This is a genomic window from Marinospirillum perlucidum (assembly GCF_003336805.1).
Classification (GTDB): domain Bacteria; phylum Pseudomonadota; class Gammaproteobacteria; order Pseudomonadales; family Halomonadaceae; genus Marinospirillum; species Marinospirillum perlucidum.
The window spans coordinates 96,363-117,518 of record NZ_QFWJ01000011.1; the positions used below are offsets into that span (position 1 = coordinate 96,363).

General features: G+C 46.1%; 20 protein-coding genes. 2 read left to right on the forward strand and 18 right to left on the reverse strand.

Going from position 1 to position 21,156, the window contains the following annotated elements; translation table 11 throughout:
- Window positions 1-133: 133 nt before the first annotated feature.
- The 4 genes from DFK18_RS12760 to DFK18_RS12775 form a co-directional block, all read right to left on the reverse strand.
- Complete coding sequence (locus DFK18_RS12760; protein ID WP_114418660.1) at window positions 134-886, reverse strand: SDR family NAD(P)-dependent oxidoreductase; 753 nt, start codon at window positions 884-886, stop codon at window positions 134-136.
- Between the two features lie 162 nt (window positions 887-1,048).
- Entirely contained in the window at window positions 1,049-2,653 is a 1,605-nt protein-coding gene (locus DFK18_RS12765; RefSeq protein WP_114418661.1) for an ATP-binding cassette domain-containing protein, read from the reverse strand.
- A 130-nt stretch (window positions 2,654-2,783) separates the two neighbouring features.
- Window positions 2,784-3,392, reverse strand: coding sequence for a DNA-3-methyladenine glycosylase I (locus DFK18_RS12770; RefSeq protein ID WP_114418662.1), 609 nt, complete (start codon window positions 3,390-3,392; stop codon window positions 2,784-2,786).
- Between the two features lie 15 nt (window positions 3,393-3,407).
- Window positions 3,408-4,013, reverse strand: coding sequence for a LysE/ArgO family amino acid transporter (locus DFK18_RS12775; RefSeq protein ID WP_218563962.1), 606 nt, complete (start codon window positions 4,011-4,013; stop codon window positions 3,408-3,410).
- Window positions 4,014-4,126: 113 nt separating this feature from the next.
- Between DFK18_RS12775 and DFK18_RS12780 the strand changes: the two genes are divergently transcribed.
- Both DFK18_RS12780 and DFK18_RS12785 read left to right on the forward strand, forming a co-directional pair.
- Window positions 4,127-5,017, forward strand: a complete 891-nt coding sequence (locus DFK18_RS12780; RefSeq protein ID WP_114418663.1) for a LysR family transcriptional regulator ArgP — start codon at window positions 4,127-4,129, stop codon at window positions 5,015-5,017.
- A 52-nt stretch (window positions 5,018-5,069) separates the two neighbouring features.
- Window positions 5,070-5,663: a GNAT family N-acetyltransferase gene (locus DFK18_RS12785; RefSeq protein ID WP_114418664.1), complete on the forward strand. Its 594-nt coding sequence runs from the start codon at window positions 5,070-5,072 to the stop codon at window positions 5,661-5,663.
- Between the two features lie 183 nt (window positions 5,664-5,846).
- Here DFK18_RS12785 and DFK18_RS12790 read toward each other — a convergent pair whose 3' ends face one another.
- Genes DFK18_RS12790 through DFK18_RS12855 form a run of 14 tightly spaced genes read right to left on the reverse strand, consistent with a single transcriptional unit; the run spans window position 5,847 to window position 20,677 of the window.
- Window positions 5,847-6,761: a hypothetical protein gene (locus DFK18_RS12790; protein WP_114418665.1), complete on the reverse strand. Its 915-nt coding sequence runs from the start codon at window positions 6,759-6,761 to the stop codon at window positions 5,847-5,849.
- 16 nt (window positions 6,762-6,777) lie between these two features.
- Window positions 6,778-8,586 (reverse strand): hypothetical protein, encoded by a 1,809-nt coding sequence (locus DFK18_RS12795; protein WP_114418666.1) that lies wholly within the window; start codon window positions 8,584-8,586, stop codon window positions 6,778-6,780.
- Window positions 8,571-9,308 (reverse strand): hypothetical protein, encoded by a 738-nt coding sequence (locus tag DFK18_RS12800; RefSeq protein ID WP_114418667.1) that lies wholly within the window; start codon window positions 9,306-9,308, stop codon window positions 8,571-8,573. Before DFK18_RS12800 ends, DFK18_RS12795 begins: the two co-directional genes overlap by 16 nt.
- Before the next feature lie 7 nt (window positions 9,309-9,315).
- The gene (locus DFK18_RS12805) at window positions 9,316-9,891 is read right to left on the reverse strand and encodes a hypothetical protein (protein ID WP_114418668.1); all 576 of its coding nucleotides are present in this window, start codon (window positions 9,889-9,891) and stop codon (window positions 9,316-9,318) included.
- A gap of 26 nt (window positions 9,892-9,917) precedes the next feature.
- On the reverse strand, window positions 9,918-10,652 hold the full coding sequence (locus tag DFK18_RS12810) for an ATP-binding cassette domain-containing protein (RefSeq protein WP_114418669.1): 735 nt from the start codon (window positions 10,650-10,652) through the stop codon (window positions 9,918-9,920).
- Window positions 10,645-12,150 carry a hypothetical protein gene (locus tag DFK18_RS12815; protein WP_114418670.1) on the reverse strand — a complete coding sequence of 502 codons (1,506 nt, stop codon included), beginning with the start codon at window positions 12,148-12,150 and terminating at the stop codon, window positions 10,645-10,647. The genes DFK18_RS12810 and DFK18_RS12815 overlap by 8 nt, the downstream gene beginning before the upstream one ends.
- A complete protein-coding gene (locus DFK18_RS12820) occupies window positions 12,150-13,226 on the reverse strand; it encodes a hypothetical protein (RefSeq protein WP_114418671.1) in 1,077 nt (358 codons plus the stop codon). Before DFK18_RS12820 ends, DFK18_RS12815 begins: the two co-directional genes overlap by 1 nt.
- A 1-nt stretch (window position 13,227) precedes the next feature.
- A complete protein-coding gene (locus DFK18_RS12825; RefSeq protein WP_114418672.1) occupies window positions 13,228-14,040 on the reverse strand; it encodes a hypothetical protein in 813 nt (270 codons plus the stop codon).
- A 5-nt stretch (window positions 14,041-14,045) separates the two neighbouring features.
- On the reverse strand, window positions 14,046-14,804 hold the full coding sequence (locus tag DFK18_RS12830) for a hypothetical protein (protein WP_162299781.1): 759 nt from the start codon (window positions 14,802-14,804) through the stop codon (window positions 14,046-14,048).
- Window positions 14,791-16,509, reverse strand: a complete 1,719-nt coding sequence (locus tag DFK18_RS12835) for a hypothetical protein (RefSeq protein ID WP_114418674.1) — start codon at window positions 16,507-16,509, stop codon at window positions 14,791-14,793. The genes DFK18_RS12830 and DFK18_RS12835 overlap by 14 nt, the downstream gene beginning before the upstream one ends.
- A gap of 15 nt (window positions 16,510-16,524) precedes the next feature.
- Window positions 16,525-17,376: a hypothetical protein gene (locus DFK18_RS12840; protein WP_114418675.1), complete on the reverse strand. Its 852-nt coding sequence runs from the start codon at window positions 17,374-17,376 to the stop codon at window positions 16,525-16,527.
- Window positions 17,377-17,396: 20 nt separating this feature from the next.
- Window positions 17,397-18,494 carry a hypothetical protein gene (locus tag DFK18_RS14510; protein ID WP_162299782.1) on the reverse strand — a complete coding sequence of 366 codons (1,098 nt, stop codon included), beginning with the start codon at window positions 18,492-18,494 and terminating at the stop codon, window positions 17,397-17,399.
- Window positions 18,469-18,897, reverse strand: a complete 429-nt coding sequence (locus tag DFK18_RS12850) for an LPP20 family lipoprotein (protein WP_162299783.1) — start codon at window positions 18,895-18,897, stop codon at window positions 18,469-18,471. Before DFK18_RS12850 ends, DFK18_RS14510 begins: the two co-directional genes overlap by 26 nt.
- A 34-nt stretch (window positions 18,898-18,931) precedes the next feature.
- Window positions 18,932-20,677 (reverse strand): RCC1 domain-containing protein, encoded by a 1,746-nt coding sequence (locus tag DFK18_RS12855; protein WP_162299784.1) that lies wholly within the window; start codon window positions 20,675-20,677, stop codon window positions 18,932-18,934.
- Window positions 20,678-21,156 lie beyond the last annotated feature (479 nt).

Below are 21,156 nucleotides of genomic sequence, written 5' to 3' on the forward strand. Positions count from 1 at the left end.
ACTCCTTAGTCAGGGTTTTTGTTAGTTTTTGCTACAGCTTAGAGATTCAAGGGCAGCACTGCCACCGGCTCCAAGAATCAAAATAAAAAGGCAGCCCTAAAGCTGCCTCTTTTCACGAGGAGATATTGTACGATCAGGATTTACCCGCTGTAAAACCGCCATCAACCAGCAAATTGGCTCCAGTGACAAAACTGGCTTCATCACTGACTAGAAACAGAAAGGCATTGGCGATTTCTTCAGGCCGCCCCAGGCGCTTCATCGGATGCAGGTTGATCAGGAACTGGCGCATGTCATCATCCAGGGCTTCCAGAAGCGGGGTATCGATATATCCCGGCCCGATGGAATTCACCCGGACGCCCTGCTGCGCATACTCCAGCGCCAGGGTACGTGTCATATTCACTACCCCTGCCTTGGCCGCGGTATAGGCTGCTGTTTGCGACTGGCCGAAGACCCCCAGAATAGAAGCACAGTTGACGATGCTGCCACTGCCCTGTTTTTGCATAAAACGCAGGGCGGCGCGGGCCACACGAAAAACCCCGGTCAGATTGATATCAATCACCTTCTGGAAATCCTCATCCTCCACCTCGGTGGAAGGTGCCAGATTACCTATACCGGCATTGTTGAACACCCCATCGACACTGCCCAACTCGCTTTGCATCTTAGCCAGCAGAGCATCCACCTGCTCGGTCGAGGTGACATCCACGGGAATAAACAAACACCGGCCGCTATACTTGCCATCCAGTTCCTGAGCCCGCTTCTCACCTTCACTGGAGGCCAGATCGGCTATGACCAGATTCGCGCCTTCTTGCAGGCAACGCTCCACTGATGCCAGACCGATACCACTGGCCCCACCCGTCACCAGAAGATTCTTGTCTTGCAAACGCATAACCCCTCTCCTTATTCAACCTTGTTCTAGCATCCTATACCAGATTTCAAAAAACTGCCCAGCTTTCATCAGCTTCCGGTCTACCGGTTGATAAAAACCCCAGCAAAAACTGAGTCAGATCAAACATGAAAAAGCCGGTTACAAGCGCCTTAATCATTAAGACTAGTGCAGCAAAAGATCCCCAACATCCAGATATTTATTCTGGTCACAGCGCAAATGCCCTGCAAAGAAACGGCTATGACTTACCACGATCAAACTACCCGTATAGCTGGAAAGAGCGCCAGCCAGCAGCTTCTGGCTGTCCAGGTCCAAATGATTATCGGGTTCATCCAAAAGCAAAAGCGGGGCTGTGACTGGCCCCAGCAAACAGGCAGCCAGAGCTACTTTTAACTGTTCTCCGCCACTCAGTTGAACACAAGGCTTTAACGCCTTTTCACCCCGGATACCTAGATGCGCCAATTGATCACGGTAGGCTGCGGGTTGCCAACCTGGATTCAAGTGTTGGAAATTTGCCACTGCTGACGCCTCTTGGTCCAGTAAACTCAAATGCTGGTCAAGCAATCTTGTACTAGCACGAACTTCAAGCGTTCCACTTGCAGGCTGTAACTGACCCGCCAAGACGGCCATCAAGGTCGATTTACCGCTGCCATTGGCTCCTTTTAACCACCAGCGCTCGCCAGCTTTAATCTGCCAATCCAGGGGCCTTTGCTGCTTTCCTCTGGGCAGATGCAGTGCTTCCAGCCTGACAAGACATCCTGAAATCGGTTCAGGCCGGGTGATCGGCAGCGCCAGGTTTTGCTCCTGCTGCAGTAGCCGGGCAGCTTCTTCGCGGCGGTGTTTTTGATGCTGCATTACCGTTTGGTGCTTTTGTACTATGCGCCCGCCTGCTGCTTCACTCTTTTCTTTTCGAGCATCCAGTAAAATTTTGGGTTGATCCCTGCGTAATGCCTGCTGACGACCACGCGCAGCACGCTGTTGGTGCCGTTCTTTTTCCTGTTGGAGCTGGCTGCGTTCTTTTTTCAACAGGATTTCAGCCTGGTTTTTGTCCCGCTGGGCTTTGTTCAGACGTTGCTGGCGAGTCTTTTGGTAACCATCAAAACCCTGGCCAAAAGCCTCCAAAGATCCATTGCGCAATTCCAGCAATAAATCAAATTCCTGCAACAAGTCCTGATCATGCGTAACGACCAGGCAGCCTGGCGAATATTCCTTCAACCACTGAGCTAACCAACGCCGACCTTCGGCATCCAAATGATTGCTGGGCTCATCAAGTATCAGATAACTCGTGCGGTCCCTGGCTAACTGCATCAGCTGCAAGCGGGTTTTCTCACCTCCACTCAAGGAATTAAAAGGATGAAACCAGCGTTCTGGCTGCAAACCAAAACGGATAAATTCGCTCGCCAACTCTTCCGCCAGAGTCCAGCGTTCATTCAGGATCAGTAGATCCTCTTCACTTCCCTGACCACCAAGCAATCGGTCCAAAGCCTTAAGTGGAGCCTCTACCTTCAGGAAAGCAGCCAGGCTTATATGAGCGGGGATTTCAGCAGCCTGCTGGGCCAGGTAAGCCACAGGTAGGTGGCGTTCAATTTGCCCTTGCGTAGGCTCTAGCAGACCAGTCAGGCATAGTGCCAACAAGCTTTTACCCGCACCATTGGGGCCGACCAAAGCCACAGGTTCGGAGCCGAGATGCAGATTCAAATCAGTAAAAACGGGGGGATGGGGATCAAAAGCAAGGGTTAAATCCCTTGCCGCAAGGCAGCAAGTCGCCATAGATAACACCTCTGTAACACCAAAAAAAGAAAAGGGGTTCAGAGTGTTGAAATCATTGGCGTAGCTCCTGCTGAAAAGAAAAGGTAATCAATGCTAACACGCGCGATGGAAGCCGACCAGCGCAAGCCTTCTAACAGGGACGCACAAAAGCCCGGCGAGCGGCTTCAGCTTTTTCCCGAAAGGCGCAAGAGGTCGCATGGTCGTTGATCAAGCCCATGGCCTGCATAAAGGCATAGACGGTGGTTGGCCCCACAAACTTCCAGCCTCTTTTCTTCAGGGCTTTGGACAAGGCATGGGACGCTGGAGACATCGTCTGTGTCTGGGGTTCGGGTAGTTGACCCGCCTCCGGCTCAAACTGCCAGAAAAAAGCAGCCAGGGAACCAACTTCCTCTACCAGCTCGCAGGCTCGCCCGGCATTATTGATCACGGCCTCCAGCTTGCCCCGATGCCTGACGATTCCCGAATTCTGCAGCAAGGCCTCGATATCCTGCGGCTGGAAGTTCGCCAGCTGGTAGAAATCAAAATGAGCCAGGGCTGCCCTGAAATTATCACGCTTATTAAGGATGGTGCGCCAACTCAAACCGGCCTGAAAACTTTCCAGACAGATTTTCTCAAACAGGCGGCGATCATCGGCAACAGGGTAACCCCATTCATAATCATGATAATCAAGAAATTCAGGTACCCCCGCACACCAACCACAGCGCGGTGTTTCCTTGGCTTGGGGTTCTAAGGGTGACATGGGAAACCTCTTTGGTTAGATGGCAGGCAGCAAGGAAGCGGCCACTAGCAGCATAATACTTCCAATCAGCGTATCAAAGATCCGCCAGGCACGAACTGATTGTAATCTGGGCCCCAGATAGCGACCCAAAAAGGTCAGGGCTGAAAACCACAGAGCCGAAGCAAGACCGGCACCGACCACAAACCAGACCGCTGATTCCTGACGAGCTCCCACACTGCCGATCAGCACCACAGTATCCAGATAGACATGAGGATTCAGCAGAGAAATCATCAATGCCTGCAAGGCCAGATGCCAGGCCGAAACCGAGGCTCCACTGGTTTCAGCGACCAGACCGGCTGAGCCCTGCCAGGCACGCCAAAAAGCCTGGATCGCCAGATACAGCAAAAGTGCAATACCCAGAAAGGTCATGATAGGCACCAGAGCAGGCATCCACGCCTGGATGGCCTCCATGCTGAAAACCCCCAGGCTCACCAGGATGGCATCCAAACTGGAACAGACCACGGCCAGCACCCAGGGATGCTCCCCACGCATACTCTTGTTCAAAACCCAAGCATTCTGAGCCCCTATAGCGACGATCAAACCCAGGGCCACGCCCAGACCGGTAAAAAACGAAATCAGCATCCAGCACTCCCTGATCCAAATAATGGAAGGCTAAGCTAAAGACTAGGCATTCATTAATCCAACGAATAATTTTTATGCTAGATTAGCTTTGCTAATAACTTGGATGTGAGAGCATGCTGGATTACCGACTCCTGGAAGCCCTGGCCGCCGTGATAGAAAGCGGTGGCTTTGAAAAGGCTGCGCAAAGATTGCATTTGACCCAATCAGCAATCAGCCAGCGCATACGCCAACTGGAAGAGCGCCTGGGCCAGCCAGTGATTCTCAGAAGCTCACCCCCGCGGGCAACGGCTTTGGGCCGGCGTTTGAGCAATCACCTGCAACAGGTCAAACAGCTGGAACTGGGGCTACTGGAAAGCAACCCTCTCGAGCCATTGAAAATCCGCATGGCCGTCAACGCTGACTCCCTGGCTACCTGGTTGATTCCGGCACTGGCCAGCAGCCCCCTTAGTCAGCAAATGGATTTTGATCTGGTTGTCGAGGATCAGGCCGTGGGGCTGGATAGGATGCGCAAGGGGGAGGTCATGGCCTGTATCTGTTCGGATGCCCAAGCAGTAAACGGGGGGGCGGTCAGCCCACTGGGGGTACTGCGCTACCGAGCCCTGGCCAGCCCGGCTTTTGTGGATCGATACCAGACGCGCACCCTTCCGGAAAAACTGGTGGAAGCCCCCTGTCTGATCTTTAATCAGGATGACCGCCTGCAACACCGTTTTTTGGAAAAACTGCAGCTGCCGGCGCCCCAGCGCCCACAGGGATGCCCTTCATCCGAGGGGTTTGTGGCCATGGCCTTACAGGGACTGGGTTATGGCATGATTCCGGAAATCCAGGTTGCGGATCAACTAAAAAGCGGGCAACTGATTGATGTCTCCAGCCCGGAAAAAATGGATATCCCCCTCTACTGGCATTACTGGCAAACAGAGAGTCCACCTTTGAGTCAGCTGCGTCAGGCTGTGATCGAACAGGCTCACCGGGTGCTGCATCCCCTGGCTTCAAGCAATCAATGCTAGGATTTGCAAGAAGAGCCAAGTACTTTTTTCATTTTGTGGAGAACACCCACCCATGGTTAGGCTCTATCAACCGGAAACACCCCGTCTGCTACTGCGCCAATGGCAACCTGACGATCGTGAAGCCTTTGCGGCCATGAATGCCGACCCCGAGGTGATGCGCTATTTTCCCCGCTGCTTCGAGCGCGAAGAAAGTGATGGCATTGCCGATCTCTGTGAGGAATTGATTCGCCAGCTGGGCTGGGGCTTTTGGGCGGTGGAGCTCAAAGCCACCGGCGAATTTATCGGTTTTACCGGCCTGCATGCCCCCACCGATGCCCTGGCCTTCGCTCCCTGCATCGAGGTGGGCTGGAGACTGGCCAGGCAGTATTGGGGACAGGGCTATGCCACCGAAGCTGCTCGTGCCTCACTGAAGCTGGGATTTGAAGTGCTTTGCCTGGATGAAATTCTTTCCTTCACGGCAAAAAGTAACCAGCCCTCGCTGGCCGTGATGCAACGACTAGGCATGGAGTATGTGGAAGACTTTGAACACCCGGCCCTGCCCGAAGGCCACCCATTGCGCGCGCACCAGCTTTATCGCCTGGGAGCCAGGCGCTGGTCAGCGGATCTGGGCGACCCAGACACCTGCATCAGGATGTTGAACCCGTAAAATCTTCCTTGGCAAAGGCCCGTTACTAAGTATTTAAACGATCATTAATCGCTTTTCAGTTTGCAGTAATAAATTGAAGGAGTTACACCAGCAACCCAATGCTTGATAAAAAGTCTGGCAAGCCAGGGTCAACCTACAATCCATTCGCTAACGGTAATCAGTCGACCACTTGCCTGAAGCTCTTTACAAACACTGCCACTCCTTGGATTGAATTTCAGTAAAATTCACTCTAGCTGTGCAAACCGGAGAGCTTTGAGAATAAAGTGAAATATCGGCAATACCACCCGTACTGAAGGTTAGATACACGTAACTGCCCTGAGCCCCCTGAAGCTTCAACTCACCGTTGTTCGGCAGTTCGGTATCCCACATTGAATAAAGGGTGTCAGCAGACGATAAAGGCGACAAGGTGCTGACCGAAAATGAACCCAAAAGCTCGGAATGGTCAACGACATAAGACCTTGTTTGTTGGTAGCTTCCGCCCGATTCATCAGTAACAACTGAGACATCAATCCAACGTTCAAAGGCCGGTCCCGTTACAATTGAGGCTAAATCACTTGTTACAGTAACCGTACGATAAGCTTGGGAATCATAGACTCGATTTAATCGGGCCTTGATTTGTGTGGAATTGCCATAGCGTTTAATAGTGAAATCCTGAAAATCAAGAGTGCGGGTCTGAGCCGAAGAACCATCAACAAACTCTTCTAGTGTATAAGTGTAACGAATATTTCCGTCATAGGACTCACTCGCATCATTTTGAGAGCAGGACAGAAAGTCAAATAAAACCGAGTAGCCCTGCTGGTATGAAGATCTATAAACTCGATTATAATAAGTAGTCACCAAACCTGAATGGTTACAATCAAAATCATTATAAGAAGGATAATCACTTGGATCACCTAAAAAATTATAAGTATCATAATAGCCTGAAAACTTAAAGTAAGGATCAACAACTGCTGCTGCAACAACTGCTGCGATATTTTCTTGTGTAATTTTCACCGCAGGGCTGGCTTCTGCCTCATAAAAAGCTTCCTCTTCAGTCTCAAGGCAGCCAGTCAGCAGCAAGTAGCCACTTAATGCCAACACAAGTTTGATATTTTTCATAAATCACCTGCCAGTATTATTTTAGCTGCAACCTGATTCCATTTTGTACATGAGGATAATACCTTTGCGAGTCACTAGTCCCCTGCCTGGGGTCACAGCCATCGCAATCCCCGATGGATCGAATACCATAAAACTCTGATGCACAGGCATCTCTAACACCACCACACAATCCCTGAATATTACCCTCAGTAGCAGAGCACTCCTGGGTAGAAGTTTTCTCAAGAAGAAAATCCTCCCAAGCAGCGCACTCCGGCAACGAGATTTGCTGTCCGGTTTTAGTATTCAACCAATGGACAAACCACTCCAAACCATCCGCGTTTAAACAGGTTGCAAATCTTGAATGTGGCGAACAACTGCTAGGAAGCATAGAGCGGATATGCTGCGTATTATCAGATAGAAATTGATCCAGCAGGGCTCTGGAAACATTATTCTCAAGAATCCAGGCTGGCTCATCATTTAAGTAAACTTCTCTGAAAACCAACTCATGACCGTCAACAATAACACTGGTGCTTGGTAACTCTGAGGACGGCTCGATTAGGGTTAAACGTGCAATGACTCCTACAGTATCTCCCTCACCCAAGTAAGGTTGTAGCTGAATATCAGCAATACGGGCCAGTTCCAATTGTTGAGTATTATTGACCGTATAATTGGTTGCCGTTACCTGCTCATCTACCGAGGTTCTGACTGTCTGCAAGTAGGTCAAGGTTTCTTCAGGAAGATAGAAGCTTAAAGCCAGATGCAAGGCTGCCTGAATACGGTCATGTCGTGCCTGGGTGTTCACCACAAGGTATTTGGGCCAATCATCAGCTGCTTCAACAGGAACATTCAGAGCGTTTGAAATACAACCGAGGGTGGCACAGTTTTCACCGTATTCACTAGAGTAAACCTGCCTGGCTAAACGAATTAGTCGCGAGCTTTCAGCGGTAATCTCCTCAACCAAATGCTGTAGTCTGACCCTGCCTTCACTAAAATCCTCGAGATTATTTGTTCCTGTCAGCAGAGACAGTACCGGCTCACATGCATCTGTGTACAAAGCCGGATCTAAAGCCTCTAGCGGCTGAGTCAGATTGACCACTTCAACATCTGGAAAGTCAACCTTGTTATCAACATAATTCCGAGTCACGTGGCTGCGTTCATCCGAATCAAACGGATAGAACCGGTGCCGAGTGATCTCAACACTGGTCGTCGTCCCCTGGTTTGCATTACGCACCTGACAAGAAGCCAGTGTATTCGCTAGCTCCAGACGACCTACAGTAGATAATTGAGTAACATCAGATGACAAATGACCATTTGTCAGAGATTGCTGACTAAGGATCTGCTCAAGACCAAAGTGCTTAGTAGCAAACTGAGCTCGGTGAATCTGAACGGCCCGGCTCCGAAGCTCATCCTCGGCAAAGCTTAGCTTTGTGATCGAAACCAAATACACCGGAAGATAAAACTGGGCATTTTGTTTTTGCAACGACTGATGAATTGCTGCAATCACACCATCAACACCCCCGGATACCTCGGGCTCAACATGAGTTGCCAACTCTGCCAAGGCTCGATTCAACTCCAGGCGCTCTTGTCGCAAACGTGTGTACTGGTCTGCCTGTGTCGTGGTCGAAGGTGCTATCTGCCAGCTTTCATATAAATCCAGTGCTGCAGTTTCACTGATAAAATTGTCATGATTTATAAGCTCCGATACCAAACCCCGGTCACCCAACTTTTCTTCAAGCATTTCATAATCCACTGCCTCAGCAGGCAAGGGAAGTGTATAGGGCTTTGAATGAACTTCTGAAAGCCCTATAAGAATCAACAGCGTGGCTAAGATCAGTTGCTTGAACATGGAATTTCTCCAAGGTTCAGATCCTCCACAACACCTGAAAGCTCAGTACAAAGGCTGGCATCTAAGCGCAGAGTCTGCGAGTTAATTAAGTTATCTGCAAACAGCTCACGAAAAGTTGAGTAGCTGGTGTAATCATCATAATCACGGCCAATCACGGCTGCACCAGCAGCTAAGCTATCAAAATAAATAAGTTCTTTTGTCATCTCCGAAGATGACTCTGTAGCCAGCTCGTCAACCGGTTTCCAGTGAAAAACCACTACTTTTTTCTCTGTTGTAAAATCACCAGAAGCATGGGTCATAACAAAATTCAGCTCATAAGCAAAATTAGAGGAAATCAAATAGAGTGGCGGTGCTCCCAGATTAATAAACAACTCACCTGTCTCAGAATCATGAAAGAAATCCTCACCTCTAACCATTACTCGGTTAATGGCCCAACCTGAATGTGTACTATGGTTTGCTTCACGGACATACACCCGCTGGATATCACTGGGCAACTCGTAACGAATACGCACCACATCTGCAGGCGTATTAAGTAAGACTTCAGCGCCAAGCGACTCAAAATCAAGCTGAAGATCCATGGAAGTTGGGCGTGCCAGAAAGCTTTCACGATCAAACATAACCAGACTACCCAGCTCACCACTGGAAAGATCAAGCCCCTTCTGAGCACAACCTGAGAAGATAAAGCTTGAAAAGATAACACTAGCTGCAAGGAGTTTTTTCATTAGCTGTCTACCAGGTTTTAAGGTCTGCAAAACGTGCTTGTTCATTCATCCAAAGAACCAACTCGCCAGCGAGCACATCCACCAATGCTGATTTCGAAGGGAGCTTGAAATAACCTGTCCGTGGGTTCTTATTACGATCAATGAGGGTGATATTGATCAGGCCCTGATCATTCAGATACAAATAGGCAAGGGTACGGTAACCGCCATTATTTAAACGGCAATCAACAAAAGTATCGCCTAAAACCTCTATCCCCTCACGGTTGTTCCTTACACCAAAGAAACAGGGGTTATCCTGAAAGGCATCTAAAATATCAGATTCAAGGGTAAAAGCCAGTTCTGACCTGTAGTGCAAATTCTGATAGCTCAAAAGACTAAGAAAATCATCTTCATAGCGCTCGAGGGTGGTCGCTAACTCTTCGCTAAAAATAACTAACACCGGATAGCTATTTTCACTCAATTGGTTTTCATCTTCAGATTCACTGCCTGAAAAAAGACTACAACCCGACATAAGCAGACTTACAAGAATTATTACGCCCAGGGTTAAAAGCCAGGAAGCTCGAACAAAGCACTGAAAACTAGACATAGGCTCACCTTAAGAGATCCACCCGCTCAGTCGTGACTCGCTACGACTGCTTCAAGGGTGCCACTATTGATTGATAAAATTCGGTCGATACTGCCTTCAGCCAGGCTCTTTTTTAAATGTTCTTTATGAGTAATCATAAAGAGTGCCTGCTCATGCCGGTTCAGCCAGGCAATCAGTTTGTTCCAGACCTGCTGTTCTGCTGCACTATTAAAAGACCTTAGCAACTCGTCAGCCATGAGGATTCTTGCTGGTGTCAGCAGGCCTCGAGCCAGGGCGACAATTTCTTTTTGACCGTTAGAAAGACCAGCAATACTCTTCATAGCCAGAATATTACTCAGGGACAATTTTTGCAGGGCAGGATCAAAATCTGAAAAGTCAAACAGCTCTAGCAAGGCTTCAAAGCGCTGTTCAATCTGGTCTTTAGAAACACTTGAGAAGTGGCCGGGCAAAAGAATATTTTCTTTCACCGATAACCCCTCTATAAAAGAAAAGGTCGAAGGTACAATACTCATCAGCTGGTTTCTAGCTGTAAGTCTGGACTGTCCCCCGGGAATAGCTTTTCCCTGCCAGGTGATCTGGCCTGCAGAGTGCTCATGCAAACCAGCGATGACCTTAAACAGCACTGTTTTTCCAGAAGCTGAAGCGCCAAAGAGCAGCACCTTCTCTTTGCTCACAACCTCCAGATTGACTGAAGGCTGATACAGCGAGTGCCCATCAAAGGCTACATTGACATCTTCAAGCTTAAAGAGGGTGTCAGACATAATCGTTCACACTATCAGTAGAGTATTTGATACTTTTTCTTAAAAGCAAATGATCAAAAACGATGACTGGAATAATCAGCATCCCCACAATAAAAAAGGAGGTAAACAAAGCAGATGAAGGCAAACTCACAACTGGATAGTGATACCAGGATAATTCCAGTTGATAAAACTCATTCCAGATCGACCAAAATAGCAGGCAAAGCAACACTGAAATAAGGAAGGCAAGAATAAAAAAAGGAAAGTACAAAGAAACATTCAGGCCCTGTAGACGCAAAAAAGCAATGCTCTGACGATTGGCACCATGGAATCGAAATACCATCGCACTCACTAATAGAAGAGCAAATACAAACAATAGGGTAGCCGGGTAGTAGACTAGTTTAGATAGAGCGTTATGACCTAAAGAACCATTGAGCTCTTTTCCTTGCCAAGACAAGTCAAAAAATTCTTCCTCCAACCCACTGACAAACTCATCATGCTGACTTTTCCCTGAAAACCAAAGATATAAATAATGTGAAAGAGTAGCATTTTCCTGATCAGCCAGAGTGCTTAATTCATCCATAAGCATAGAGTTTACCCACGCAAATCCTGACCAAAACTCTGGTTGAAAAGAGGTCGTCGCAGTGATGTTCAGCAGAGGTCGCAGTGTCCATTCACGTGCAAGCTGAGTAGGTTCGTCACTACTCAGGGAGACAGACAGAAAATCTTTAAAGCTTCCACCTAAGTCAATGCTTGTATTTCGATCCAAAATAACCTGCTGACTGAAAGGTGAAGGAAAAGCAACACTATAAATAGCTTCAATGCCACGTTGCATTAGCAGGTAGTTATCTGACGTCCCCTGAGGTTTAACCGTTGCAGCACTAAGGTCAAAACCGACACCACTGTGTGCTAGCGGTAGAAAACTATTCATCCCACTGATAAGAAAACTATAGAGTTGCTCTCTTTGCTCAGTGGATAGTTCCTCCTCAAACACTTCTATTAACCACTCATTGTTGCTGAGATCGGTTACCAAGGGTTGATAGCCAAAAACACGAGTGCCCTCAGCTTGCAGATTACAGTGGGAAACAACAAACTCCCACTTTGAACGGCTTGCCTGAAGGTCGATAAGAGGACATTGGGAGACACCGCCCGATGAGTGGCTAACCTTCAAGTGAAGCTCTGGAGCTTGAAGCTCATGAAGGTTTAAAGTAATAGGTATGCTCGGAACTCCATTGATCAGAAACACCTGGTGATCAAGGTGCAGGCGACGCCCGTGAATGACTTGATCAATACCTAACACCTCGGCCCTTTCTAGTGCTAAGGATTTTTGGTCTTCATTCAAAACCAATGCAAGATCAGGTGCCCATAAAGAACCGGGTCCGGCCTGATTTTTTAATATTTCAGGAAGACTGAACATCATGCCCATCAGAAGTATAACTGAAGTTATAGCCAAAACTTTTACCAGCAAAAACACTGGATGGGTGCGAAGATAAGATAAAAACAAGCGGCAATAAATAATCATTATCTTTCCCAAAACCCTCGCCCATTATTACGCCATCTCGTATAGATAACTAGGTAAATAACCGGCCAGCTCAGCAGTGCAAGAAAAATAATCGATAGACTTGGATGACTAGACTCCCACATAAGATGCAGCTCACTGGAAAGATAGCTTAATACAGCACCAGATAGGAACTGATAGAAGAGGAAAGCTAAAGCAAGAATAATTACCGCGCTTACAGCAAAGGTACAACTAACGACCAAGGCGACAAGATGAAAGTATGCAGAAAAATAGGATACAAATCCCAGCCATTGTTTGATCTGATCAACGAGTGACCTGGAAAACACAATAAGAAATGTCAGCGTTGCAATGAGGATAAAAAAACCGGCATAGGTTGAAAAGTACTGCACCAGTGAAAAGATCAACCTGTTCTTTAAGGGCAGCAAGTCAACCCAACTTTTTAAGTTTGTATCGGCAGCTTGCAAGGTCTCCCAAGCAGGTGACTGGTAATTCACATTAACCGCAACCCAGGTCTGCATCCTTGCTCGGCCAAAAACCCGGAGTTCTTCAACAGTCTGCGGGTGAAAAACCATCCAGCGATCAGAGGTTACAACAGGTAAAAGATTTACGTCTAAATGCAGAGGAGCTCCTCTATTTCCCATCAAGCTAATTCTGTACTGACCAAAAAGTTCATAGATACGCTGATAAATTGGTGGGGTAACATACACCTCATTTTGCTGTGGAGTTATACCACCTGCTAATGAGTAGGGACTGGCCGAACGAATATTCAGGTCAGGCATTAAGAATTTCTTATTCGTATCAGCAGGGTCACTAATTGGTAAGCTTTCATTAAGCGCTAACAAATGTCTTTCAAAATCAGCCTCTATAACCTCTGGTTCGGTCCTTGAATTGATATAGACCTCAGGATAGATGCTTTTGATATTTTCAATCAGCTGTACTTCAGAAAAGCGAATTGAATGAATCACCATTAGCAAACTTGCACCAACTACTATCATGGTCAGAAAAATCAGGAGAGAATCAATTCGAAAGAAAATTGATCGAACCAGTATGAGCCAAGATGCAAGTATGCGATTTATCATGCTACTGTTTCTGCTTTAGCTTGGTTTGATTATTAGGGCCGGACTCAGGTGCAGACTCGGACTCAGGTGCAGACTCGGACTCAGGTTCAAATTCAGACTCAGACTCAGGTTCAGATTCAGATTCGGATTCAGGTTCGGATTCGGACTGAGATACAGACTTAGACCCAGGCGTAGATTCAGTAGCCGCCTCTTGCTCATGAGAAGGCTCTAGGGTTAGCTCACTACAGGGGCCTTCATCAGCCTGATCGCACTGACTCGAAATCCTAGTAAGTAAACTCTGCGTAAGCCTAGCAATGGACTCTTTGGCTTCTGAACTCATGGCCCTTCCGGGTAAAATCTCAAATTCACCATTTACTGAGTAGCTGCGGCCATTGCTATATAAAAAGTTGACTGAATATGCTAAATGGCAGGGTGATGAACCACATTCATATAAGCGTTCACTAAGGTCATCAAAGGTTAACCAACCAAGTGCCAAGGCTTCCTGATTGTTAATCCAATCGATTTTTGCATTTTTTGATAACTGATAAAAACGCTCGATATTTTGCTGCCCCACAGAACTAGCCGGAGCAGTTTCAACAATCGCCAGGTGAAAGTTTTGGTTTATAAGTTCTCGAGCATGATTGGCAACCCCTGACTGAAAAGATGCAAAACTGCTTCGTGCTATATCTATCTTCACGTCATTATCCTGAGATTCCAGCTCAGAATAATTCAAATGGGGGGGTACAACTGCAATAAATTCTGTACTGGCAGCACTGACCGGCAGCATAAAAAGGCTGAACAGGCACAGTAGTAAAAAGGCTCTAATATTCATCATTGTATTTAGAATCCGCTGAGACTTGAACCAGGATCGGTCACTTCATTTGATTGCAAAACTTCCTGATAGATATCATTTGCAGCCTCCTGAATTTTGGCCAACAAAGCAGGCTGATCATAAGCCCAACGGTTACGGTAGGGAGTAGCAGTGAACTCGATGTACTTGTTTGCTGAATGACCACTGGCAGGAATATCTGCAACAAGATCCAGGTTGATCGTGATCGAGTCACTTTCCAGTGTCGACATTTCATGATTGATCATAATTTCGAAATCCTGCACATAGAGTGTCAGCAGGCCGATCAGCTCATTGTCATTAGACACTTGCCGGGTGTATTCCCGACCGCTCATTGCAGTATATTCATAAAACAGGCGGACTAGTGCCTGCTGTGCCTCGATTTGTGAGGCACGCAGTGGAAAAGGTTTTCCTGAATAGGGGCCACAAGGCACATTGATTCCAAGCATTGGATCGCTCTGGCAGGGAATCTTGACATCCTTTACACCCACCCCTGTCAGTGACTGCCTATGAATGATCGTCGTTGCTGAAGAGCGCATTTGCTGAAAAGTATCAGCAACAATATTTCTGACCAGAGGTCGTGCCGTCGGGTTAATGAAAGTATCCGGAATCGCAACAGGAATGACACCGATATTACCCGCATGAGACCTGTCTTCTTCCGCATGAGCAACTGGGAAGAAAAAAGTCAGCAACAACAAACTCAAGAACAGGCTATTTATTAGCTTCATCCCTTGCACCTTACTGACAAGCATTGCTTTCGCCCTCAATTCCAAGCAGGCCGTTATAGACTATAAAGTTACCTTGCAACTGAGGTTGCTCAGACAAAAAAGAAATATGGGGGTATTCACTAACAAAACTATCAATTAGCTGACTTTGAGCAGAGTTCTTATTGATTGCGTGAGTCATATCAAAATGGCATTGATCATTAATAACATCAGCAGAGGTAATGCTGGCATTATTAATATTTGACAAGCGTGATCCCATATCCTGACAAATTGAGGTAATAATCTCAGACTCAGGAACAGAGGTCTGAATGTAATCGCCTTGAATAAACGATATTTGGCTCATCTGGTTAATTTTATCTCTATTGTTGACACCGGCTTCATTTAATACTGAGGTAATCAGTTGATTTTCTGCCAGAGATGCAGAGTAATTAAGGGTCATTTCTTCCGTAAGTGTTGCATCGTCATTATCTTTACCACTGGGAAATTCAACGACGGCTTCCGATGCGTTCAGCAAGGTCATAGAGTAGCTTTTAACAACATTGTTTATGCTCCCTAGCATAGTCATATAATGAAAAGGATCATCCCCTTCCACTTCAATATTCAAATTAATACTGGAGCACTGGTTATCCCCTTCATCAAGGCTAACGGCATAGCTAAAATCCGAGGAGTTCAGTTGCGGAATCGATGCTAGTGATCGACTGATATGAGTCTCCAAACCGGAAAGGATTTCCGAACAATATGCACCGATATCAAATGAAATGCTGTAGTTGCCATTCACCAGTTCAACATCTTCTGATACTGAGTTTGCATTGAGACGAGCGGAGGCATATTGGCTTCTGAGTTGAGAGTCGGGGCTGCCTTCTATTCGGTGGTTTACGCGATACTGGTCATAACTCATCTCCATCCCTATGGGATTTGAGTTCAAGAAACCCAAGTTTCTCGAAATCTGCTGGGTCGACATGCTAACAATTCTCTGTTCAACTGCAACTTGATGCTGCTTTTCTTCCCCAGCTGCAACCAACTTCAGTGACCAGGCTCCAGAAGCAGCATTAGCTTCCCGCACGTAACTTTCACCTTGCATTATATTGATCAAAGGCACTTCAGCTTGCCCTTCCTGATCAAGCCTCAAGAGATACTGGTCCACTTCACACTGATCACCACCCAGTGTACCTCTACCCTGGCCTTCTAGAAAAACCCTTAAAAAACGATTGGTGCCAGGTTCGTAAAAGTACATGCGCTTTTCATTGTTGCCTTCATTTAAACCTAGAGCAATCAAGAGAGCTTCCGTATTAAAAACGGGCTCAACAGGGAAATTACTGACGGGTCGCCCCTGTTGATCAAGGATAACTGCACGATTCGCACGGTCGACTTCAGGAACCCGAGCGCGCCTTAAAATATCCTGACCTTCTGCATCAGAAAGATCATAGCGAAGACTATAACTATCCTGACCATTCACACTGATGCTGTTTAAGGTATATCCAAAATCACTGCTTAGTGGCTGCCCCAATGAGAAAGCTTTTATTTCTGCGTAAAAGGGCAGATTATCACTAGCTTGTAACCCTCTATTTGACACCTGAACCTGATGATCGGGACTTATATCGAGCATCAATACCCCGCGTGGCTCCCCGTTAAGCTCAACCAGGTACTGGAGTTGCGTTGAGCTTGCCACCGCGCTGCTCACTGCCAGAGTAGAAAAGGCAGCTGTCACAAGAAATCGATTCAATTTATTCATCACACACCTTTACTTTTAATTTTTAAAGTGGTCAAAGCCCAACAATTCAGTAGAATAAGTACCCAATCCTATTTTTTCTTCGGAAGAAAGGGTGCCTCGTAAATAACGATTGGAAAGGTTAATCTGCTCACTCTCACCTTGCTCGATATCACCATTAAAAACTCGACGACCGTTTATATTTAATTCAAATGATTGCAAGGCACTAATCCCGTCGTTCACAATCCTGACCTGGGAATCTTTTTTATCATAATACTCAATTACCACATAAGTATTCATACCTAAAGAAAGCCTTAATTCAGCCAACTCTAGCGGGGCATTATAATAACGCTCATTTTCATTAACGTACTGACGCAAACTCGGAAATCCCGGCAAAGTACCTGGTTGAGTTGCAACACATTCTACTGCAATTGTTAAATAACCATCACCTTCAGGTTCATCTGCAATATCGACGGCTTGAGTATAAAGCGCAAGAATTTCATAAAACAATAAATCCCGAAGTTCATTAGGATCTATCTGATCCAGGTCATAGGATTGCCTAAAATTCAAAAAGCTTTCAAGATCAGGTTTATTCCCTTGGGTGTACAGCAACTCATCCCGGTACACACTCATTTCGTAAATTAACTCAAGAAGATCTCTATCAGTTTCAGCATCTCGCAAGGCGTCAAGAAACCATTGAGCTGCCCTATATTTATTAACGGCATCCTCTTTAGAAAGGTCATCTTCAGCAATCTCACAATTTTCTGAAATGCGCAACGAGAAGTCCGGAACCTCAGACCAAGAGAAATTTGAATACAGCAAGCTGCAACCTGTTACTCCCAGCATAAAAAACAAGGAAAATTTTTTCGAAAAATCTTGTATTCTTTGCATATCAATTGCGCTTTAATTATTTAAAATTCTGTCTGAAATGTGAGTATCAGGCTGTCTGAACTGACTGCTTGCTCATTGGCTTCAATTTCTTGGGTAGAATAGCCTATACCAAGATTTTGAATGTAAAAACTAACACCTAAAGTGCTTGATTCCAGCACACCTGCTTCATCATTACCCTGATTATAACCAACCGTCAAATCTATCCCACCATAAGTCAAAAGAGTAATGGATGAATGCATACTTTCATAAACCCCAATATTAGCCAAAGCCGGGCTCCAGGATTTAATCGGCCCCGGGTCATCCAAAAAAACAACATCCGTATAATCAGTAATCTTGTAATCAATAGAAAAATTGAAAGATGTTTTAATATTCTTAACAAGCAGCCCAATGCCTACAGCGCTTTGGTGCGGTAAATCAATATCAGTGTCAACATAATCCGCATAATCATTATAGGTCGCCACATAGTCGTCCAAGAAGAATTGGCGTCGACTACCACCAATCATTAGACTAATTTTAGAATTATCAATAATTTTACTTTGAACCCCTCCAACCAGCGCAAAACCTGTTTCACCAGAATGCAAATAACTTAAACCTACTTTAAAGTTAACATCCCAAGCGTCCGGCAAGAAGTTGTATGCTGTCCCTACTCCATAATAACGTCCAGAAAGGGGAGCAAAACCCTCTTCAGTCTCATCTGGGCCTAGTGTTCTGAATTCACCAAAATCACCTACTGCCACGCCTATACCCCAACTCAAGGCGCTGTAATGCATCCCACCAGTTATTCCACCTCCATCTTCATTACTGTAGAGATCGCTTCGATTAGCATTGCTATTACCCCAATCTGGCCGATCGATAAACCCAGCAGATATTTCAAAACCCGAAGAAGATATATCAGAGCTGATGCTTTTTGATTTGACGGAACCATAAGAATGATTGAGGGTTAAACCAGCTGGATTCTCCAGAATAGAAGATGATCCACTGATGTGAGCAGTACCCGCACCGACACGACCCAAAGACTGGGCATTCAGATAGGGCATAAAAAGATCTGCAGAGGCTTCCCAGGGAAGTATTATTAAGGATAAAGCAAATATACTATGGCGCTTTAAAAACATCTTCATTCATTACCCCTAACAATACATAAAAATGTGAAGCATTTTCCCAGGTATCCAGCTTTTCGCTACTTGCCATTAACTGCTGCGTTGATTGATTCGTTGCACAATGAAACTCTTCTGTCGTGTGCCCATTGTCGATAGCTGTGCGCTGCTCACAAACGGATTCTATGTGGAGGGATAGGTGCCTTGCCAATTCAGCCTGAGCTCTGATATAGGCAGCTCTCTCATAGTGAGGGATGGTTTTATCCGCTGCACCCACTGCAAGCTGGTAACCATCACGTTGCGGGTTTAATACCCAAGCAGGTGTACGGCTTTCTGAACTTGCTGCCGTTGAGCTATCATTTACTGCTGAAGCACCACAACCAACCAGTATAAATATCAATAAAAAAATCAGATAAACTTTATTCATTAATGTCATCCTGTCAAATAACGGCAAACAAGGATCAAAGATTTAAAGGATTGCCATTTAAAAGAAGAATAGGCTGAGGTGCGTTGGTATTACTGATTCCCAGAGCCTCTCCAGCATAGTCATAATCTTCTCCCCACCCCAAGACCACGCCGTTTTCCAGTACGCCATTGCTTCGGTTATAATCAGCAAATACAGCTGTACTTAGACTCATCCAAGGATACTTAACATTCAAGTAGTAGCCTTCTACCTTAGGTAAGGAACTGCTGTATTGAACATCGGTATAATGGCCGACGCCTAGTTGTCCGTCCTGATTTGACCCCCATACAAAAGCATTTCCTGCTTCATCCAGTGCGAGACTATAACGGTAGCCTGCTACAGCTTGCGCCCAGGCTCTTGAGTCTCCAATTCTTGTTGGCGTTCTGGTAGTGCCTTCCGTTGCAGTCGAACCAGTGGCAGTCAGATTGTTTGCTCCCCAACTCCACAAGCTGCCATCTACCTTAATCCCCAGGACATGCTCAGATACGGCAGAAGCACTTAGGCTTGCCCAATCCTTACCCTGATTGAGAGCTTGTGGAGTCGTAACGTAAGCACTGCTCGAACTCTCGTCACAGTCTTTTATTCCCAGGCTGCAGTCAGTATTCTCACCCCAAGCCCAGAGGCTGCCATCTTTTTTCAGACCCAGGGCACGCTCTCCATAGGCCACCACATCAATCCAGTCATTGCTTGAGCCTATTCTTTGGGGCCTGCTTATATGAGATGTACTATTACTACCCAGAGCGTAACCATACCCTCTCCCCCAGGCGTAGAGGCTTCCATCTTTTTTAATGGCATAGGATCGATGCAAACCGGCTTCAACTACACTCCAGCCTACTGTATTGCTCACTGGGACTAAATCTGCAATTGAACTGTAGGTGAAATAACTTTGTCCTAAACTGTAGTCATCATTCTCGCCCCAGGACCATAGCCGCCCTAGATTATCAATAGCCAAGCTGTGTTCATAACCAACAGAAAGATCGACCCAATAAGCGGGACAAGAGGTCTCACAAACAATAGAGCTAGGTGTCGACGTATTATCGTATCGACTTGTACTCAAGGAAGCGTATACCTCTCTACCCCAACCCCATATTTGACCACTGGAGTCGAGTGCATTGGTATGCCGATATCCCCCAGCCACCCTCGGGGCCACGCCTTTCAATTCAATACGGCGTGTCAATGAGGTTGAAGGTGAAATTAAAAGATAATCACCTTCAGCCAACTGATCGCTCGCTGTTTTTTCTATACCATTAACCGAGTAAACACTCACACTTACCGATTCAGGCAGTATCAGCGCATCATAAACATTTTGCACACTGACCAGACTGATAGGCAGGCGATTTACTGAGAGTTCACGGCCCAACAGACGCATTCCGCTGGTTGCAGTAATCCGCGGCAAAACCTGGGTATAGTCAAATTTTGCTATTGCTATAGTCTCACCATTTTCTGCTTGGGTAATATCCCAGCCAAGAAAATCACGGCCAGCAACTTTATCGGGCGTCACCGCGTTAATCGCACTGGTTGTATTGGCAACAGCGATACGCTTCCAGTCCGTATTCTCATCAAGCTTATAATTCACCCAAATAACATTGATCCCATCAACAACTACAACATCCGTATCATCGAATGAACTATTTAAAGAATAAGAACTACTTGAGGCATCTCGCTTATGCCCTTCATGTTCGCTGCAACCGACAACTAAAGAGATACAGAAAAGAACCACTAAAAAATTAAAATAATTATTCATTCTGGCGGCCACTCATTCATTCCATTTGCTGCAAGAAGCTTTTAACTGCAAAGAAATCGCTTTCTAGCCCTATTCCAACCCATAACGAGCTTACTGAAAAATTGCAAAATACCCCTGCAAGCCCTGGCGGTCATCGAAAATATTCGTTAACTCACTATTTAAATAAATAACCTTATCCTTAGGAAATACCTGATCTTCATGTGCAAGGCTCACAGTGCATTCTCACTGTGATGATCGTCTAGCTTGCAGTTAGGCACTGCTATCAGGATTCCAGGCAACAGCATCTTAGCCTTTCACTGACTAGCAAAAAATCAGCTAGGCTAGAAAACCATCAAAGACAAATCCCAGCAAATAGATCAGCTTCACACTTCAGGAATCAATCGTGACCATCACTGCATTTAACCCACATGATTTAACCCTAACATTTTCAGCAAAAAATAAAATCATCCATTTGGATTAGAGACCTGCTTTAAAAAGCT

Excerpts from the sequence above, each read along its gene's own strand:
- DFK18_RS12805 (WP_114418668.1), bottom strand. The coding sequence starts at position 9,891 with ATGTCTAGTTTTCAGTGCTTTGTTCGAGCTTCCTGGCTTTTAACCCTG.
- DFK18_RS12835 (WP_114418674.1), bottom strand. The coding sequence starts at position 16,509 with ATGAATAAATTGAATCGATTTCTTGTGACAGCTGCCTTTTCTACTCTG.
- DFK18_RS12765 (WP_114418661.1), bottom strand. The coding sequence starts at position 2,653 with ATGGCGACTTGCTGCCTTGCGGCAAGGGATTTAACCCTTGCTTTTGAT.
- DFK18_RS12840 (WP_114418675.1), bottom strand. The coding sequence starts at position 17,376 with ATGCAAAGAATACAAGATTTTTCGAAAAAATTTTCCTTGTTTTTTATG.
- DFK18_RS12775 (WP_218563962.1), bottom strand. The coding sequence starts at position 4,013 with ATGCTGATTTCGTTTTTTACCGGTCTGGGCGTGGCCCTGGGTTTGATC.
- DFK18_RS14510 (WP_162299782.1), bottom strand. The coding sequence starts at position 18,494 with ATGAAGATGTTTTTAAAGCGCCATAGTATATTTGCTTTATCCTTAATA.
- DFK18_RS12760 (WP_114418660.1), bottom strand. The coding sequence starts at position 886 with ATGCGTTTGCAAGACAAGAATCTTCTGGTGACGGGTGGGGCCAGTGGT.
- DFK18_RS12810 (WP_114418669.1), bottom strand. The coding sequence starts at position 10,652 with ATGTCTGACACCCTCTTTAAGCTTGAAGATGTCAATGTAGCCTTTGAT.
- DFK18_RS12830 (WP_162299781.1), bottom strand. The coding sequence starts at position 14,804 with ATGCTTGTCAGTAAGGTGCAAGGGATGAAGCTAATAAATAGCCTGTTC.
- DFK18_RS12855 (WP_162299784.1), bottom strand. The coding sequence starts at position 20,677 with ATGAATAATTATTTTAATTTTTTAGTGGTTCTTTTCTGTATCTCTTTA.
- DFK18_RS12770 (WP_114418662.1), bottom strand. The coding sequence starts at position 3,392 with ATGTCACCCTTAGAACCCCAAGCCAAGGAAACACCGCGCTGTGGTTGG.
- DFK18_RS12785 (WP_114418664.1), top strand. The coding sequence starts at position 5,070 with ATGGTTAGGCTCTATCAACCGGAAACACCCCGTCTGCTACTGCGCCAA.
- DFK18_RS12795 (WP_114418666.1), bottom strand. The coding sequence starts at position 8,586 with ATGTTCAAGCAACTGATCTTAGCCACGCTGTTGATTCTTATAGGGCTT.
- DFK18_RS12825 (WP_114418672.1), bottom strand. The coding sequence starts at position 14,040 with ATGATGAATATTAGAGCCTTTTTACTACTGTGCCTGTTCAGCCTTTTT.
- DFK18_RS12820 (WP_114418671.1), bottom strand. The coding sequence starts at position 13,226 with ATGATAAATCGCATACTTGCATCTTGGCTCATACTGGTTCGATCAATT.
- DFK18_RS12850 (WP_162299783.1), bottom strand. The coding sequence starts at position 18,897 with ATGAATAAAGTTTATCTGATTTTTTTATTGATATTTATACTGGTTGGT.
- DFK18_RS12815 (WP_114418670.1), bottom strand. The coding sequence starts at position 12,150 with ATGATTATTTATTGCCGCTTGTTTTTATCTTATCTTCGCACCCATCCA.
- DFK18_RS12790 (WP_114418665.1), bottom strand. The coding sequence starts at position 6,761 with ATGAAAAATATCAAACTTGTGTTGGCATTAAGTGGCTACTTGCTGCTG.
- DFK18_RS12800 (WP_114418667.1), bottom strand. The coding sequence starts at position 9,308 with ATGAAAAAACTCCTTGCAGCTAGTGTTATCTTTTCAAGCTTTATCTTC.
- DFK18_RS12780 (WP_114418663.1), top strand. The coding sequence starts at position 4,127 with ATGCTGGATTACCGACTCCTGGAAGCCCTGGCCGCCGTGATAGAAAGC.